This is a genomic window from Bacteroidota bacterium, from assembly GCA_016706865.1.
Lineage (GTDB): Bacteria > Bacteroidota > Bacteroidia > Chitinophagales > BACL12 > UBA7236.
This window is the reverse complement of sequence record JADJIS010000002.1, coordinates 691,422-708,163: the sequence shown is the minus strand read 5'-3', so window position 1 is coordinate 708,163 and position 16,742 is coordinate 691,422. Positions and strand designations below refer to the sequence as shown.

9 protein-coding genes are annotated in these 16,742 nt (G+C 35.9%); 3 read left to right on the top strand and 6 right to left on the bottom strand.

Features of this window, described 5'->3' with window-relative positions:
• Window positions 1–75 precede the first annotated feature (75 nt).
• The 4 genes from IPI31_06090 to secA all read right to left on the bottom strand — a co-directional run bounded on the left by IPI31_06090 (window position 76) and on the right by secA (window position 5,900).
• Entirely contained in the window at window positions 76–1,272 is a 1,197-nt protein-coding gene (locus IPI31_06090) for an amidohydrolase (GenBank protein ID MBK7567382.1), read from the bottom strand.
• A complete protein-coding gene (locus tag IPI31_06085; GenBank protein ID MBK7567381.1) occupies window positions 1,269–1,655 on the bottom strand; it encodes an SPOR domain-containing protein in 387 nt (128 codons plus the stop codon). Before IPI31_06085 ends, IPI31_06090 begins: the two co-directional genes overlap by 4 nt.
• 117 nt (window positions 1,656–1,772) lie before the next feature.
• Window positions 1,773–2,429 carry a deoxyribose-phosphate aldolase gene (gene deoC / locus IPI31_06080; GenBank protein ID MBK7567380.1) on the bottom strand — a complete coding sequence of 219 codons (657 nt, stop codon included), beginning with the start codon at window positions 2,427–2,429 and terminating at the stop codon, window positions 1,773–1,775.
• A gap of 162 nt (window positions 2,430–2,591) precedes the next feature.
• Window positions 2,592–5,900 carry a preprotein translocase subunit SecA gene (secA, locus tag IPI31_06075; GenBank protein MBK7567379.1) on the bottom strand — a complete coding sequence of 1,103 codons (3,309 nt, stop codon included), beginning with the start codon at window positions 5,898–5,900 and terminating at the stop codon, window positions 2,592–2,594.
• Between the two features lie 172 nt (window positions 5,901–6,072).
• Between secA and IPI31_06070 the strand changes: the two genes are divergently transcribed.
• The 3 genes from IPI31_06070 (at window position 6,073) to IPI31_06060 (ending at window position 13,279) form a co-directional block, all read left to right on the top strand.
• Window positions 6,073–8,580: a bifunctional UDP-N-acetylmuramoyl-tripeptide:D-alanyl-D-alanine ligase/alanine racemase gene (locus IPI31_06070; protein MBK7567378.1), complete on the top strand. Its 2,508-nt coding sequence runs from the start codon at window positions 6,073–6,075 to the stop codon at window positions 8,578–8,580.
• A gap of 152 nt (window positions 8,581–8,732) precedes the next feature.
• Window positions 8,733–12,275, top strand: a complete 3,543-nt coding sequence (locus IPI31_06065; protein MBK7567377.1) for a PKD domain-containing protein — start codon at window positions 8,733–8,735, stop codon at window positions 12,273–12,275.
• Window positions 12,272–13,279: a PorP/SprF family type IX secretion system membrane protein gene (locus tag IPI31_06060; protein ID MBK7567376.1), complete on the top strand. Its 1,008-nt coding sequence runs from the start codon at window positions 12,272–12,274 to the stop codon at window positions 13,277–13,279. The genes IPI31_06065 and IPI31_06060 overlap by 4 nt, the downstream gene beginning before the upstream one ends.
• A 190-nt stretch (window positions 13,280–13,469) precedes the next feature.
• Here IPI31_06060 and IPI31_06055 read toward each other — a convergent pair whose 3' ends face one another.
• Window positions 13,470–14,366: a T9SS type A sorting domain-containing protein gene (locus IPI31_06055; protein MBK7567375.1), complete on the bottom strand. Its 897-nt coding sequence runs from the start codon at window positions 14,364–14,366 to the stop codon at window positions 13,470–13,472.
• Between the two features lie 131 nt (window positions 14,367–14,497).
• A complete protein-coding gene (locus IPI31_06050) occupies window positions 14,498–16,735 on the bottom strand; it encodes a PAS domain S-box protein (GenBank protein ID MBK7567374.1) in 2,238 nt (745 codons plus the stop codon).
• Window positions 16,736–16,742: the final 7 nt, after the last annotated feature.

Sequence of the window (16,742 nt, the reverse complement as noted above, 5' to 3'; positions counted from 1 at the left end):
AAAACCGAAATTCAATAATTAACCAGATTTAGGAAATAAAAAAGGTGAGCCTTTGTAGTAATTAAAAATAAAAGGTCAACTCATTAGTTCTGTAATTGCATTAAATGCCATAAATCCCATTCCGGTTTTTATTGCATCTTCATCAATATTAAAAGTTGGTGTATGAATATTTGAAGTAATTCCTTTTCCCGGATTTCCGGTTCCCAACCTGTAAAAACAAGCGGGAATTTCCTGCGAATAAAAAGCAAAATCCTCTGCACCCATTCTTGGGGTGGTAGTTATAACATTATCAATCCCTAAATAATTTATAGCTCTATCATAAACTCTGCGAGTAAGTGCATCATCATTTTTTAAGACAGGATATCCTTTTGCAATTTTTAATTCCAATGTTCCTCCTAATCCTTCCACCACTCCTCTTGCAATTTTTTCAATTTCAACATGTGCCTTATTACGAACATCTTCATCAAGAGCTCTAAAAGTTCCTTCTATATATACAGAATCAGGAATAACATTTGTTGCTCCATTTGCAATTACTTTTCCAAAGGTGAGCACTGCCGGTTGAAAGGGTGAAATAACTCTGCTCACTACTTGTTGCAGTGCAACTAACATCTGGGCAGCCATCATCACAGGATCTTTTGTTTCATGAGGATAAGCGCCATGTCCGCCTTTACCATTTACGGTAATATAAATTTCATCTGTGCTTGCCAACATGGTCCCAAAACAAAAAGCGAGTTTACCCGCTTCAAACGGAGTAAAAACATGTTGCGCAATAATAGCATCAACTTCAGGATTTTTTAAGACTCCTTCTTCTATCATCACTTTAGCACCACCCGGTAATTTTTCTTCCGAAGGCTGAAAAATTAATTTAATGCTTCCTTCAAATTCATTTTTTAATTCGTTGAGTATTTTTCCTGCACCTAATAAACAACTTGTGTGAACATCATGACCACATGCATGCATCACACCTTCATTTTGTGATTTGTAATCCACTTCATTTAATTCCTGAATAGGAAGTGCATCCATATCAGCACGCAACGCAATAATTTTTTTGGAAGGATCTTTTCCCTCAATTATTGCAACAACTCCGGTTTTTGCAATATTATTTTTAAAGGGAATTCCGTATTCCGTTAATTTCTTCTGAATAAAAGCGGAAGTTTCAAATTCCTGAAAGGAAAGTTCGGGATGTTGATGTAAGTGTCTGCGACAATCGCGAATTTCTTCAAAATTTGCTAAAGCAAGCGACCTGATCTTTTCTGCAAAATATTCGCTCATTGTTCGGCAATATTTATTAGATCTTTCACCACATATGCGCTGGGATATTCTGTAATTATTTCCTGAAGATCGCGATTGGCGTCAAAACGATTGGTGTAATTTCCTATCCGCACTTTATAATTTGGTGCTTCAAAAACAATACTCGCATTGTAATCGGAATATCTCTGTAAAAAAAGTGCTTTTGTATCCTTAGCAGTTATCAGACTCGTTCCTGCAAACACCTGTATCCTATAGCCTGGAAGTTCACCGTGTTCTTTATTGAAGAAAATATGTTTTTCAACTAAAGCGCCTGCTCCGGCATTATCTTTAATAGTAATAGTTCCTGTCTGGGCAAAACAGCCAAAACCTAACAATAGCAGTATCGCAGAGAAAATTGATTTCATTTTAACCTTAATAACACGAAAGTAATAAAAATTATTTTGTGATTGGTAAACTATGCATAAATAAATCCGATTAGAAGTTTACTCCCTGCATCAAATTTAAACGAAAATTATCGCCAATTATTTCACTTCCATCATCAACTCCACTCCCTTTGAAGTACCTATTCTGTCGGCACCGGCTTCAATTAATTCCTCGGCTAAAGCCTTTGTCTTTATTCCACCTGAAGCTTTAATTTTTATTTTTGCCTTTAAGGCTTCACGCAAATTTCTGATGGTTTCCACATCGGCACCGGGACCATTCACACCGGTAGAAGTTTTTACATAATCCACATTAAATTCATTTGCGATCTTGCAGATAAGATCAATTTCTATTTCCGACATTAATCCGGTTTCGATAATGATCTTCATTACTTTATTTTCTGCATGCACCAATTTCGTGATGGTCTCAATTTCATTTTCAACTGTATCCCAATCATTATTTTTTACAGCAGCAATATTTATAACCATATCTAAATGATCAGCACCTTTTGCCAATGCATCTTCTGCTTCTTCAAATTTACTGATGAGAGAAGAATAACCATAAGGAAATCCAATTACTGTAACTATATCGATCCCAGTATCTGCAAGAATCGGAACCACATCTCCCAAAAAATATGTCGGCACACAAACTCCAGCAAAATGATATTGCATCGCCTCCTCACATAATTTCTGCACCTCAGCAATTGTAAGATCAGGTTTCAGGGCGGTGTGTTCTATGTATTTATTTAGATTTTCCATTGAAGTAAAATGTTTGCTATAAATGAGTAATGAGTTATGAGTAATGAGTTTAGTCTGATGACGGATGAAAATTCGATTTTCTCATTAAACTCTTATTTCGGAGGTTACAACATTATACAATCGTTTACGCACTCATTACTCATAACTCATTACTCATTTTAATTATTCCTCTTTCCCATGACAATTTTTATATTTCTTTCCGCTTCCGCAAGGGCAGGTATCATTTCTTCCCACCTTTTTTTCCACGCGAATTGGTTCCACTGCTTTTCTTTCCGGTTGAGCCGGGCCGCGGCTTCCGGGAGCTGCTCCACCATCATCGCGGGTTTCTTTCAGGTTGCTCATATCGGTGCGTTTTTGAGGTGCTGCTGTGCGCACATCATCGGCAGTTTTAAGTGGAACATACCCTTTAAATAAAAAGGAAACGATCTCTTTATTTAATTCGCTAAGCATTTTTTTGAACATATTAAATGCTTCGAATTTATAAATTAACAAAGGATCCTTTTGCTCGTAAGTTGCATTTTGAACCGATTGTTTCAGGTCATCCATATTGCGCAAATGGTCCTTCCAATGATCGTCAATTACTATTAAACTTATCATGCGTTCAATAGCAATATTTATTTCATCTCCGTTTGTATCATTTGCCCTTACTAAATTCACCATTACATTTAATCCCTTTCTTCCATCGGTGAATGGTACAATTACATTTTCGAGTGTTTCGCCACGTGAAGAATATAGATCTTTAACAAGAGGATACACTTTATTTAAAACAGCCTGACATTTACGTTTGTAATAATCCTTGGCATTGGTATATAATTTATCTGTAAGTGTCTCGGGTTTATCAGATTCAAATTCTTTTTTGGAAATTTCGGTTTCCATGCTGAAGTAACGGATAACATCTAAGGTGAATGCTTCATAATCTTTACTATCGACATGTGTATTTACCAATTCATCACAGAGATCATAAATGGTATTATTTAAATCGATGGTTAATCTTTCTCCTGAAAGTGCGTGATTTCTTTTTTGATAAACAAGAGAACGCTGATTATTCATTACATCATCGTATTCCAATAATCTTTTTCTTATTCCAAAGTTATTTTCCTCTACTTTTTTCTGTGCGCGTTCAATGGACCTTGTGATCATGCGATGCTGAATTACTTCGCCTTCTTTATATCCCATGGTATCCATAACCTTGGCAATTCTTTCGCTTCCGAATAAACGCATTAAGTTATCTTCCAACGATACATAAAATTCACTGGAACCCGGATCTCCCTGACGTCCCGAACGACCGCGCAACTGCCTGTCCACACGACGCGATTCATGTCGCTCAGTACCAATAATTGCCAATCCACCCGCATCAACAACACCAACTCCCAATTTAATATCCGTTCCACGACCAGCCATGTTGGTTGCAATAGTTACTGAACCAGCCTTACCTGCATCCGCAACTATTTCTGCCTCGCGCTGATGTTGTTTTGCATTTAATACGTTGTGTTTAACTCCCTTCATTTGCAACATCCTGCTAAGCAATTCACTTACCTCCACAGAAGTTGTTCCAACCAGAACCGGACGACCATCAGTCACCAATTGTTGTATACGATCAATTACAGCGAGATATTTTTCTTTACGTGTTTTATAAACGTAATCTTCAATATCTTTTCGGATAATATTTCTGTTAGTTGGAATTGCAGTTACATCCAATTTATATATTTCCCAAAATTCACCTGCTTCTGTTTCTGCTGTTCCAGTCATGCCACATAATTTGTGAAACATGCGGAAATAATTTTGTAAAGTAATGGTCGCATACGTTTGTGTCAACGCTTCCACTTTTACATTTTCTTTTGCTTCAATTGCCTGATGTAAACCATCACTATATCTTCTTCCTTCTAATATACGACCGGTTTGTTCATCTACAATTTTCACCTTGCTATCCATCACCACATATTCCACATCTTTTTCGAAAACGGTATATGCTTTTAATAATTGTTGTACCGAATGTATACGTTCACTTTTAACTGCAAAATCTTGCATAAGCTGATCTTTAGCTGCTATCTGCTCTTCTTTGGTCTGAGCATTACGATCAATTTCTGCTATCATTGCCCCAACATCGGGAATAATAAAAAATGTAGGATCATCACCACCTTCTGTAATTAATTCAATGCCTTTATCGGTAAGGTCAACTGAGTTTTGTTTTTCTTCAATAACAAAAAATAAGTCGCTGTCAATTTCCGGCATACGTTTGTTGTGTTCCGAAATATAAACTCCTTCGGTATCACTTAATAATCTTCTTACACCTTCTTCACTCAATAATTTTATGAGTGCATTATTTTTTGGCAACGCGCGATGTGCACGGAAAAGATGGATACCACCTTCTTTCGTTTTTCCCGCTTCAATTAATTTTCTTGCTTCCGTTAAATTATAAGTAAATACTTTTTTCTGTGCTTCAATTAATTTATGGATACGAGGTTTTAATACATTATAAACTTCAGCATCACCACCTTTAGGTACCGGACCGGAAATAATAAGCGGAGTTCTTGCATCATCCACCAAAACTGAATCCACCTCATCCACCATTGCGTAATGATGTTTGCGCTGCACTTTTTCATCTACTGTGCGAACCATATTATCTCTCAGATAATCGAAACCGAATTCATTATTTGTTCCGTACGTTAGATCTGCTAGATATGCGTTTCTTCTTTCCGTAGAATTTGGTTGGTACTGATCTATACAATCAACACGCATTCCCAAAAAGTTAAAAATCGGTGCATTCCATTCCGCATCACGACGAGCCAGATAATTATTTACGGTTACAATATGAATTCCTTCACCTGGTAATGCATTTAAATATGCAGGAAGTGTTGCAACTAAAGTTTTTCCTTCCCCCGTTGCCATCTCCGAAATTTTACCTTGGTGTAAAACAATTCCTCCAATCAACTGAACATCATAATGTACCATGTTCCATTTTATGGGAACACCGGCGGCTTCCCATTCATTCTTATAAATGGCCTGATCGCCATTAATAACAACAAAATCATTATTTACTGAAAGATCACGATCCAATTGAGTAGCAGTAGATACTATTTCTGTATGTTCTGTAAAACGACGAGCAGTTTCTTTCATAACTGCAAAAGCTTCGGGAAGAATGATCAACAATATCTCTTCGATCTTGTTATCTCTTTCCTTCATTAACTCATCTATTTCTTTATAGATCTCATCTTTGCGGTCAACGTCATCGAGCTGAGGTGAGTCGGGTTCCGACTTAAGCAGCTGAATGCGATCGTCGATCTCCTTCAAATGATCCTTTATCCTTCTCCTGAATTCCGGAGTTTTATTGCGGAGTTCGTCATTGGAGATCTTTTCAAGTTTTGCATATTCCACTTTTATCTGCTCAACCAGAGGCATTATCGCCTTTATGTCTTTTTCGTATTTATTACCACCAAATAATTTGGAGAGTACGTTGGATATTAAACTCATAGATATTTTTACTCAATTTAAGGTTTGCAGGAAGGCAAAAGTCGTTCCCCGCATGAAGCGCAAAGATAGGGATTGTAAAAAGGTATCTGTTATTTTAACCCAAGTAAAGCCAAAATCTGCCCGAAATAGCTATGAATATGCGATTGTATTAGCTTTACAGCGAATTTCTGACATGAATTATACTGCTGAAGCAATTTGTGAGATACTTAAGTGCCGGGGACAAATTGTCAGCCCCGATGCCGGAATCGAACATTTATTGACAGATTCCCGCAATGTGGTTTTTGGCGACAGATCTCTGTTTTTTGCTATAACCGGCAAACAACTTGATGGCCATCACTATATAAAACAGGCCCATGAAGCAGGTGTTAAAAATTTTGTAGTGGAGCATATTCCCTCCCAAACATTTTCAGATAGCAACTATTTATTGGTTGAAAATTCAATAAAGGCACTTCATAAATTAACCTCCTTTCACAGAAAACAATTTTCAATTCCGGTAGTAGGAATTACGGGAAGTAATGGAAAAACTATTGTAAAGGAATGGTTATATCATTTATTAAAAATAGATCTTGATATTGTAAGAAGTCCTAAAAGTTATAATTCGCAAATTGGAGTTCCCTTGAGTGTTTGGATGATGGATGAAAAAAACGAATTAGCCATTTTTGAAGCAGGCATTTCGTTGCCCGATGAAATGGATGCATTGGAAAATATTATTCATCCTGAAATTGGTATCATCACAAATATAACTAAAACGCATAACGAAGGTTTTACAAATGATATTGAAAAAACAAAAGAAAAATTAAAATTATTTACAAATTCCAAATCAATAATTTACAGAAAAGATTATACAATTATTGATGAATTAATTTCCTCCGATCAAAATAAATTAACCTGGAGCACAAATGTTGCTTTAAATGCAGATATTTTAATTAAAGATATAGAGATACTTTCAGAGGAAACATTATTTACACTTTTATATAAAAACTTTACTTTACATTTTGCAATTCCATTTATTGATCAGGCTGCATTTGAAAATGCAATACATGCTTTAATAACTGCACTGCTTATTCACGAAAATAGAAAAACGTTAAACGATAAAAGCATTGAAAACATTACGCTTCAGGCTAAAAATCTACCGCCGGTAAGCATGCGCCTTGAATTAATAAAGGGCATAAATAATTGTATTATAATCAACGACACCTATAGCGCCGATCTAGCCTCCCTTGACATAGCATTACATTTTTTAAAACATCACAGTATAGGATCACACAAAACTGTTATTTTAAGTGATTTTGATGAAAGTGGTGAGGAAGCTTCTGTTTTATATAAAAAGATCGCGAATTTATTAAAAGAACTTGCAGTAGAAAATTTTTATGGCATCGGTGAAAATATCTTTTCCCATAAAAATTATTTTAAAGATTTAAACTGTTCTTTTTTTGCAGATACAACATCTTTTATAAAACAATTTAACTCGTTGAACTTTGAAAATGAGATAATTCTTTTAAAAGGTGCGAGACGATTTCAATTGGAAAAAATAAGTGCCTTGCTCGCATTAAAATCGCATGGCACTGTTTTAAAAATTCAACTAAATAATTTGGTACATAATTTAAATATGTACCGATCATTATTAAAGCCGGGTGTAAAAACCATGGTTATGGTAAAGGCTTTTTCTTATGGCAGCGGACAAGCAGAAATTGCGCGTGTACTTTCGCACAATCGCGTGGATTATCTGGCAGTTGCTTATGCCGATGAAGGTGTGGAACTGCGCCGGCAGGGAATTAAATTACCAATTATGGTTATGAATCCCGAACCGGAAAGTTTTGATCAGATCCTTCAATTTCAATTGGAACCGGAATTGTATAGTTTCAGAATTTTGAACAATTTTTTAGATGTACTGGCTGCAAAACAGAGTTTAGAAAGCACAGAGGCAACTTTTTCCTTTCCAATTCACATAAAACTGGATACAGGCATGCACAGGCTTGGGTTTGAGGAAAAAGATATTGCAGCTTTACTGGAAATAATTTCTAAAAATCCTCAAATAAAGATCGCAAGTGTTTTCTCCCATCTTTCTTCAGCCGATGACAGGAAACAGGATGCATTTACAGCAGAACAGATCAAAAAATTTGAAAACTGGTCGCAAAAAATCACCCAATCTTTATCTTATCCCGTTCTTCTGCATATTGTAAATTCACCCGGTATTACACAATTTGCTGATGCTCAATACAATATGGTAAGATTAGGTATCGGATTATATGGTGTTGATCCATCAGAATCCATGCAAAACAGATTATTACCTGTTAGCAGCCTGCATACAACTATTGCCCAGATCAAAGAAATAACTGCTGGCGATAGCGTTGGTTATGGAAGGTCTTTTATTGCAGATAAAAACATGCGCATCGCTACAATAAACATTGGATATGCAGATGGTTTTTCCCGCAGAATGGGGAATGGCGCCGGTATTGTTTCCATTAGAGGCAAAATGGCTCCTGTTATCGGCAAGGTTTGTATGGATATGACCATGGTGGATATTTCCTCCATTTCAGAGGCCAAAGAAGGCGATGAGGTGGAGTTATTCGGTTCTATTATTCCGATCACAGATTATGCTGCAAGGCAGGGTACCATCGCATATGAAGTTATGACCTCCATATCACAAAGGGTGAAAAGGATATATCTCCAGGATTGAATTGAATTGCCATTTTTGAGCAATATTCCCATTTTTCGTGGATTTTCCGATTAAATTATTAACTTTATAGTTAGGCAAAGTGTCGGAAACAAAGTTTATCTGTCATTGTCTGATACAACGGAACAGGGTTTCTTTGTATCATAAATAATAACATGGGTGTGAAACAAACCCCTAAAAAAATATTACTCCTCTTAGTTTCACTCACTGCGTTGGTTTTTTCCACTGCAGCTTGGGCACAAAATAATAATGTACCACGCTCTCAATCCATAAAATTTATTCCCAATCAAAATCAGTGGGCTGAAAATATTTTATATAAAGCTGAATTTAGTTCCGGTACCGTTTTTCTTGAACAAAATGCACTCACCTTCGATCTTGTTGATCAGATAGACCTTATGAATGCACATCACGCACATCATACTCAAAATGACGGCAGCAACGATATAGATATTATTCATAAACACGCCTATAAAATGTTTTTTGAGGGTGCCAAAACCGATGCACAATTATTAAATAGAAATCCTTCAAAAGAATATTATAATTATTTGTTGGGAAACGACCCTTCAAAATGGGCTAAAAAAGTTTCCGGTTTTGGAGAGGTTACTTATAATAATTTATACAGCGGAATTGACCTGAGAATTTATAGTTCAGGAATTAATATGAAGTATGATCTTATTGTTGATCCGGGTTCAGATGTTTCAAAAATACAATTTCGTTACGATTGTGTAGATGATATTCAAATTCAAAACGGAGAATTAATTATTACAACATCCATTACAAATATTACCGAATTAAAACCATATGCCTATCAAAAAAGAAAGGGTCAAATAGTTCCAATACCATGCGAATATGTTTTAAACGGAAATACCGTAAGTTTTTATTTTCCGGAAGGATATAATAAAAACCTCGAATTAGTAATTGATCCGGAATTGGTTTTTGCTTCTTATTCAGGTTCGTCGGTAGATAATTGGGGATATACTGCAACCTATGACGCTGACGGCAATTTATTTGGAGGCGGTATTGCATTTGGTTCGGGATACCCAACAACTGCCGGTGCGTATACTACATCTTATCAAGGTGGCTCTACCGATATTAGTATTTCTCTATTTAGTGCCGATGGAACATCACTTATTTACAGCACATATTTGGGAGGAAATAATTCGGAGTTGCCCCATAGTTTAATTGCAACAGAAGATGGTGAATTAATTATTTATGGGACAACGGGCTCTTCCGATTTCCCGATGTTACCTTCCAGTTACGACGACACTTTTAATGGTGGTGTTGGAGTTACAGTTGATGGAATAATAAATTTTTCATCAGGCATAGATATTTATGTTGCAAAACTTTCAACGGATGGAAGCACTTTAATCGGCTCTACATTTATTGGAGGAACCAATAATGATGGCATGAATTTAAAAGATGGATTAACTACCCAATTTAATTATGCCGATTTTGCGCGCGGGGAAGTTATTCTCGACAATGCAAATAATATTTTTGTTGCATCCAGTACTACATCCTCTAATTTTCCCGTTACCGCAGGAGTTTTTCAAAGTACATTATCCGGTGATCAGGAGGGAGTGGTATTTAAATTAAATGAAGATCTTTCCTCTTTGATCTGGTCGTCATATATTGGAGGAAGTGAAGAAGATGGAGCCTATTCCATGAAAATTAATTCGTTGGGAGAACCGGTGGTTTGTGGTGGAACCGCAAGTAATGATTTTCCAACAACTGCTGGTGTATGGCACTCTACTTATCTCGGTGGAATTACTGATGGCTGGGTTGCAAGAATTAGTGATAATGCAACTTCTTTAATTGCAAGTACATTTGTTGGGACAAATAATTACGATCAATGTTTTTTTGTAGAAACAGATGATGGGGATAATATTTATTTCACAGGTCAAACTAAAGGGGCTTATCCGGTTACTCCAGGTGTATATAGCGAAGCAAATGGAAAACAATTTATAACAAAATTAAATCCCGCATTAACCACTGTTGCATATTCTGCAGTTTTTGGATCAGGCGGTTCTGCAATTAATATTTCACCAAGTGCATTTTTAGTTGACGAATGTGAAAATGTATATGTGAGCGGATGGGGTGGATCGGTAAATTCAAGTTATAATGGTTCAACAGGTTATACCACCGGGATGACAATTACACCCGATGCTATACAATCTTCAACCGATGGTGATGATTTTTATTTTTATGTTTTAGCAAAGAATGGAGTATCACTTTTATTTGCAAGTTATTTTGGTGGGCCTTCCAGTCCCGAACACGTTGATGGAGGTACTAGCCGATTCGATAAAAACGGAGCAATATATCAGGCAGTTTGTGCAGGTTGCTGGGGCTTGAGTGATTTCCCTACAACAACAGGAGCCTACAGTGAAACAAATGGAAGTGATCTGTGTAATCTCGGTGTGATAAAAATTAATTTTAATCTCTCCGGAATTTATGCAGCAGCACTTGCCGAACCTTCCTTATCAGGATGCGTTCCTTTTAATGTCGATTTTACAAATACAAGTATTGGAGCTGTGGATTATATCTGGGATTTTGGAGATGGCACTCCCGGGTCTACTTTATTTGAGCCATCACATACTTACACAACTCCGGGAACTTATGATGTAATGTTAATTGCAATTGATTCTAATAGTTGTAATATCGCAGATACTTCTTATCTGGTTATTAATGTTTTAAATGATAGTATTTCTGCAACCTTTGAATATTCCGGTGACGAGAATTGTGATAGTTTAATTGCAACTTTTACAACAACAGGTGTACTTTTGGCTACCACGAGTTACGATTGGGATTTTGGTGATGGCACATCTTCCACTTTAACAAACCCGACACATACTTATTCAGATCCCGGTGAATATATAGTTACTTTAATTATTACCGATCCTGAAAGTTGTAATGGCGTTGATACATTTTCTGTCACCATTAATTATTTATATGAATTTAATACCGGATTTGAATCAGTGGCTTTAGGATGTATTCCCATTGATGCAACATTTACAAGTAACTTTACCGATGGTGATACTTATTTGTGGAATTTCGGAGATGGAACCTCTGATTCCGGTGAAAGTGTAGTACATACTTATACAATTCCGGGAGAATATTACGTGGAATTAATAACTTATAATTGCGGCATTCCCGACACTGTTACTCAGCTTGTAATTATTGATGGATTACCTACTGCATTTTTTGATGATGACCCTTATTATATTATCGTAAATACTTTAGTAACCTTTACTAATCTCAGCACAAATGCCGTAACTTACGAATGGACCTTTGGTGATGGTGGCACATCTACCGATAAAAATGCGCAACATGTTTTTACAGAATTGGGGACTTATAATGTATGTTTAACTGCAACAAATACTAACGGATGTTCCGATACCTACTGCAGAACAGTAGAATCTGAAGCATCCGGGGTAGTTGATATTCCAACTGCATTCACACCAAATGGCGACGGAATAAATGATGTTTTATTTGTAAAGGGATTTGGCATTCAAAATATGCAGTTATTAATTTTTAATCGCTGGGGCGAATTGGTATTTCAAACACAGGATTATAAAATTGGATGGGATGGAAGTTATCACGGAAAATTACAGGAGATGGAAGTATATGTTTATTCATTGACCGGGAATTTTGCCGACGGAATTTTATTTGAGAAAAAAGGTAATATCACATTATTAAGGTGAGAAAAATTATATCCATATTATTTGTGTTCATAGTAGTTTTAAAAACTGCTTCAGGGCAGGATGTACATTTTTCCCAATTTTTTGCTGCACCGCTTTTGGTAAATCCAGCCAACACCGGAAATTTTAATGGCTCTGTTCGATTAGGATTAAATTATCGCGATCAATGGTCGAGCGTTACCGTTCCGTATAAAACTTTTTCTGCCTATAGTGATGTTGCGATACAACCCAAAAAATCTGTCAACAGATTAGGTCTTGGACTTGTTGCATTTAACGATCAGGCTGGAGATGGAGCATTAACTACAAATAAAATTTATTTCTCCGGGGCATATCATATTGGTTATACCGAAAAAGATGCGTGGCGATTAGCAATAGGATTAACAGGAGGTCTCGTACAAAAATCTGTTGATCTTAATAAACTTACCTTCGACAGCCAATGGAACGATTTTGAATTCGACCCTGCATTATTAAATAATGAACCCGTATCAACAGAAGTGCTCGATTATGTAGATCTTGGAGTTGGAGCATTGTTAACTGTTATTCCTTATGAAGGCGAACGATATACTTTAGGATTTTCGGCATGGCATATCAACGAACCGGAAGAAACATTTTTTAATAATACCAATACGGTTGGTGTAAAATATACACTAACTGCCGGAGGATTTTTCGCCACTTCCGGAATTGCAAGTTTCCAACCGCAGATCTATATCTCCACACAAAAAAATTCTTTAGAAATGGTTGCCGGAACAAACGTAAGTATACCGGTAAATGAAGAAGAAAATATGTACACCTCCATTTTTGTGGGAGGTTGGTATCGTTATAATGATGCAATTTGGATGGTGGGAGGTGCACAAATAAATCACCTCACCGTTTCTGCCAGCTACGATCTCAACATTTCAAAACTCCGCACCGCCAGCAGCGCCATGGGAGGCTTTGAAATTGCACTCGCTTATGTGTTTAATAACAGAGACAAGAAAGATCCTTTGAAGTGCCCGGCTTATGAATAAAATAATGAAAGAATGAAGGAATGAAAGAATGAAGCCCGACGACCTCACAGGTCTGGGAGACCTGTGCAGGTCTGAGGGAAGGAGAAGAAGAATGAAGGAATAGGGGAACGCTGATGACGCAGATTAAGCAGATTTAAAAGGATAAAAAAAGAATAATGAAAAAGGATTAAGAATGCTTTTTAAAATAATTTCAATCCAAATACACCTTTTTAGTATACCGACCTTCATCTGCAATTATTTCTACCAGATAAATTCCGGGAACTACGGTTAATTTAATTTCCGTAAATTGATCTTGTATTTCCCTAGAATATACTTCTTTCCCATGAATATCATAAAGATGGATTACAGGATTATTATTCTGCCCATTCAATTTAACATAAACAGTTTTATCAAAACTAAACACAGTTCCATCAAACGTGTTTTCATTTTCTACATCCACATAACTCACCATACTTCCGGCAGCAATTGGAGCATCACATTCCAATTCAAATGCATAATCCTTAATAATTAATCTTTTACATGAATCCTCAATTTCGCATCGTATCCATCCATAATGAATACATTCATCACTACCAATAAATTTTACACCGAGGTATTTATTTTCACCTTCTACGGTATTCCACGGATGCGTACCAAAGGCATAATGCCATGCCGAATCAACATAAAATCCGTAGGACATCACCTGTAAGCTAGAATGTTGAAAATATTTGTAACTGTCTATTAGAACGTTTGTGTATAATGCTGCTGGAATATTATTAATTCCACCTCCGCTTGAAGTTGCCGGATCTCCAAGAATTCCATTAATAGACCCGAACGGTAAGACCCAATCTGCTTGCCTAAATCGAAGTTGCGAATCTGGATCACTATATCCAAGATAATGATAATAAGATCCCGATGTTCTTAAAAACATGAAATCAACTATACCATTATTATCCATATCAATTCCAATTGTTGCATTGTCTAATTGCAATTCTATATCAGGATCCAGATCGGTATAGATTACTTGAGCATCTGCCTTATTATTATAAAAGAGTAAAACTATTGCCATTTTTGCATAGTCTACTATAGTAAATTTATTCGTTTTCATATTCAGTTCGTTTTTATTAATCTTTTGGTAACTGTAATATTGTTTCACTTTTAATCTTAACAAAATAATCCTCCCCTACGAAGGAATTATTTACAATGCTTCGACAATTGTCAATTATCAATTGTCAATTATCAATTACTCACTGCGCTCATCAAATTTTTCCCTATCGATAAATGAAACGCCGTTCCTTTTCCTGGTTTCGAATCTACCCAAATTTCGCCGCCGTGGCGTTCTATTATTTTTTTGCAGATGGCAAGTCCAATTCCGGTTCCGGTATATTCTTCGTGGGTGTGGAGGCGTTGGAAGATGACAAATATGCGTTGGAAATATTCCTGACTTATTCCGATGCCGTTATCTTTAAAAATTAATTCCCATTTATCTCCGAGATCGTTTACGGAAATAATGATTTCGGGTTTGCGTTTTTTGGCTTTGAATTTTATGGCGTTGTCGACGAGATTTTGAAATACTTGTGTTAGTTGTAATCTGTTACCATAAACTGTGGGCAAATTTTCCGATAAAACCAGTGCATCATGCGATTCAATTTTATCTTTTAATACACGATTAATGGTATTGAATATTTCGTTGAGATCAATTTTTTCGTAACCGGTATTAAATCTGTTGATGCGACTGTATTCCAATAGATCGTGAATAAGTGTTTGCATACGTTTGGCACCTTCCACCACAAAACCCATAAATTGTTGGGCGTCTTCATCTAATTTATGGATATAACGTTTATCCAAAATCTGAATAAAACTGGTAATGGTTCGCAGAGGTTCTTGTAAATCGTGTGATGCCACGTAAGCAAAATGTTCTAATTCCTGATTTATTTGTGTGAGCTCTCTGTTTTTTTGTTCGAGAGCATCTTCTGTTTTCTTTTTCTTTTCTATATTTTCGATGATCGCAACCGTTACTATTTCATCGGTAATATCATTCATGGTTGATACTACAGCTTTAGCCCAAAATGAATTTCCGTCTTTCCTGACATATTTTTTTTCCGTGATATAGGTTTGAATTTCCCTATTAAAGATCTTTTCTATCCATTTTTTGGTTTTGTGATAATCGGAAGCATGCGTAATGTCGAGTAGATTTTTACCTTTTAGTTCTTCTTCACTATATCCCATCATTTCGGCGAATGCGGGATTCAGGTCATAAATAATTCCAGGGCTTTTTGTAATGAGAATCCCCATTGGAGAACTTTCATATACAGCTCTGAATTTTTCTTCACTTTCAATTAATGCTTTTTCACTTTTTTTCTGCGAATCGAGATCTTCCACCAATCCAAAAACGATGTTTTCGGTAGCAGAAATTTTCATGATATTTAAGGTGACTCTAACCCAGGTAATTTTTTTATCCTTTTTTACAAATCTTTTTTCTTTGTAGATCTTATTCACTGCTCCGCTTATCAATAATTTCCAGTATTCAAGCGCATTATCTCTATCGTCCTCAAAAATAATATCCATGATATTCATTTCCCTTATTTCGTTTTGAGAATAACCCAAACGATCTAAAATAGAAATATTCGCATCTACAAAATTTCCATCAAAATCAAGGAGCATGAGGCCGAGCGAAGAATTTTTGAATACCGTTTCAAATCGGGCTTCGCTTTCTTCAATTTTATCTTGTGCAATTTTCAGTTCCTCCAGGTCGCGTATAATAAATATTCGCAACTCCTGATCCTGAAACTGAATTGTTTTGCCGGTAGCTTCAATATTGCGAAATGTTCCATCTTTTCTTACTATCCTGGATGAATATAATTGATTCGAATTACTAGAAACAATTTCTTCCACCTTTTTATGAAACTCCGGATCAATAAATTGATCGTAATTTTTACCTATTATTTCCTCATCCGAATCGTAACCCAAAATTTTAACAAATGCCTTATTAACCAATTGGAATTTACCTTCAAATACTATTCCCATACCATCCAACACATTATCGAAAAAGAATTGCAAACGCATTTCATTTTGTTCCAGTAATTTATGTTTTTGGCTAATTTCGGTAATATCCCTACCTATACAATAAATGAGTTTTTTTACCTTGTCTAAACTTGCATCATAGGAGAGTGTTTTAACTACACCATTTTTACATTTAATTCTCAATTCATAATTAATGACATCATGATCACCGGTTTTAAATAGTTCTACTTGCTGAAGTGCATTTGTTAAATCCTCTTTTAAAACAAGATCCCAACCAGCATTTAAGGCAAATAATTCCTCACGCGAATAACCTGAAATTTTTTCATAGGCCTGATTAAAATCGATTATTTTTCCATCGAGTTCTGCAATAAGCATAATATCTAAAGACATTCGAAAAAACAATTCAAAGTCAATAGAAATATCCGGTTTTAGAATGCTTGCCTTATCAGTCATTTCCTAT